Annotated in this window: 2 protein-coding genes; both read left to right on the forward strand. The window is 50.7% G+C overall.

What is annotated here, in order from left to right:
* Window positions 1-198: 198 nt before the first annotated feature.
* Complete coding sequence (locus tag BQ9893_RS21005; RefSeq protein ID WP_244155248.1) at window positions 199-1422, forward strand: phage head morphogenesis protein; 1224 nt, start codon at window positions 199-201, stop codon at window positions 1420-1422.
* A 109-nt stretch (window positions 1423-1531) separates the two neighbouring features.
* Window positions 1532-1765: a hypothetical protein gene (locus tag BQ9893_RS21010; RefSeq protein ID WP_075967842.1), complete on the forward strand. Its 234-nt coding sequence runs from the start codon at window positions 1532-1534 to the stop codon at window positions 1763-1765.
* Window positions 1766-2095 lie beyond the last annotated feature (330 nt).

Raw genomic sequence — 2095 nt, forward strand, 5'->3', positions numbered from 1 at the left:
AACACTTAAAAGGGTCGTATCAAGCTCTGTATGGAGTAATGATACGACCCTTTTGGGGATCTTTTAGGATGCTCAAATTTCAAATTATAAGTTCATCTTTTTAATAATTGAGTTTTGACACACCCTCTGCATCTACGCTACAGTTCATTGCTAGGCAATCATACCCTCCAACTCTCAAAAGAGGACGAGGCAAAATTGATGCGAGACAAGCTTACGGAGATGTTCGACCGCATGATGAAAGCACTGTTCCGGGAGCAGGGGGCAAACCTTGAAATCAACATACTGGCTTCAGAAGAGGCGCAGGACTTTATAGAGACGCACGCCTCCGTCCTGGATTCTTCATTCCGGCAGGTGAAGATGTCCGAGGCCATGCGCCGCCGCCTCCAGAGGTCGGATTATATATTCTCAGGCCTGAAGACGTTCCATGAACTGAACGAAGCCTTCCCCTCTCTGCTGGATGAGAACGGCAATCGAAAAACGTTCGAACGCTTTTTGAACGATGTCCGGAAGATAGACGAAACCTATAACCGGGGCTACCTCCGGGCAGAGTACAACTTCGTACAGGCTTCGGCGACTATGGCCGCCAAGTGGGAACGGTTCGCAGAAGACGGGGACCGCTACAACCTCCAGTACCGGACGGCGCATGATGACAAGGTACGTCCCACGCACGCCGCACTGCATGGGGTGACGCTGCCCATGAGTGATCCGTTTTGGGAGGAGTACTATCCGCCGAACGGATGGAACTGCCGCTGCACCGTCGTACAGGTGCGCAAGTCGAAGTATCCGGACACACCGCACGACGAGGCTATGGCATTGGGCGAAGAAGCGTTACAGCGTGATTCAAAGGGCATCTTCCACTTCAATGCCGGAAAGGAGCAGAAGACCGTGCCGGACTACAATCCGTACACCATACGGCGGTGCCGGGACTGCGATGTAGCGAAAGGCAAGCTGAAACTGGCTTTCGTGCCGGACAACGAACTTTGTGCCGCCTGCAAGCTGCTGAACAAATGCGCCGGGGATAGGACAAAAACGCAACGGGCCATCGAGCGCACCCATTACCTGCATGAAATGGAGCCGCTTCTGCAAAAGAAAGTGGAAAAGACCGTAAACGGAAGGAACATGAATATCGGATTTACCAAAGACGGCAACAAGCATTTGTTCTCCGATACATTCGGACGGACACACATCGTTTCCAAGGAGGACTTGAAGAATCTGGATTCATATCTTGAACGTGCCGAATATGTGGATGATTCCGCATTGACACACCCAAGGACGGATAACGTGGAACACTATTATTATTTCAAAGTCAGAATCAACGGAAAATGGGCGAGACTGAATATAGCCAAGGAAGTGCACAGGCAGCCGAATGGTAAAGTCCAGATAAAATACTTCCTGTATTCCATAAATGACATAAAAGAATAAAAAAGACAAAAGCACCAAGGGCGGAGCTTAGGGCTAAAATGCCAGATTACCATTCCCTCAATGCTTCTGTGTTTGCAAATATACAAAACATTTTTTAATCCAATTGCTTATGAACAAGATTCTTTCATTTTTGAAACAAAGTAACCGCTACAAACACCTAATAGGCGGTTTTATCGTGGGGCTGCCAGCCCTGACACCGTATGCGGCCTTATACGCAGCCGCCATCGCAGCCTCCTCGCTGGAGCTCAAAGACAAGCTCCGGGACGGTCGTTGGGACTGGACGGACTGGACACTCACCGTGACCGGAGGAGCAATCGCCGCATTGATTTTCCTCGTTATCTAACAAGGGGGCTGGCTTTTATCCGTACCTTTGCACCCCGGTGGAGCTTCCCAATAGGCCGTGTGGTCTATCGCGGGTACAACAATGCGAATGCGAATGGCGGCGTGTCGAATGCGAATGCGAACAACGATGCATCGAACTCGAACACGAATGTCGGTTCCCGTCTGGAAATCTAACAATCGGCGTACAACACCGGGGACGTGTCTCCTACCGTGGTGCCGAGGGAAGCAAGCCACAGCAAAAGCGCACAGGTGCGGAAAGCTGAAAAATCACGCGTCGGGTGGAGTTTGGTAGGCTCAAGTCAGCTCGAAGAAGTCAGACCCGGGGAAAGGA

The sequence above is a fragment of the Parabacteroides massiliensis genome (assembly GCF_900155425.1).
GTDB classification, from domain to species: Bacteria; Bacteroidota; Bacteroidia; order Bacteroidales; family Tannerellaceae; genus Parabacteroides; species Parabacteroides massiliensis.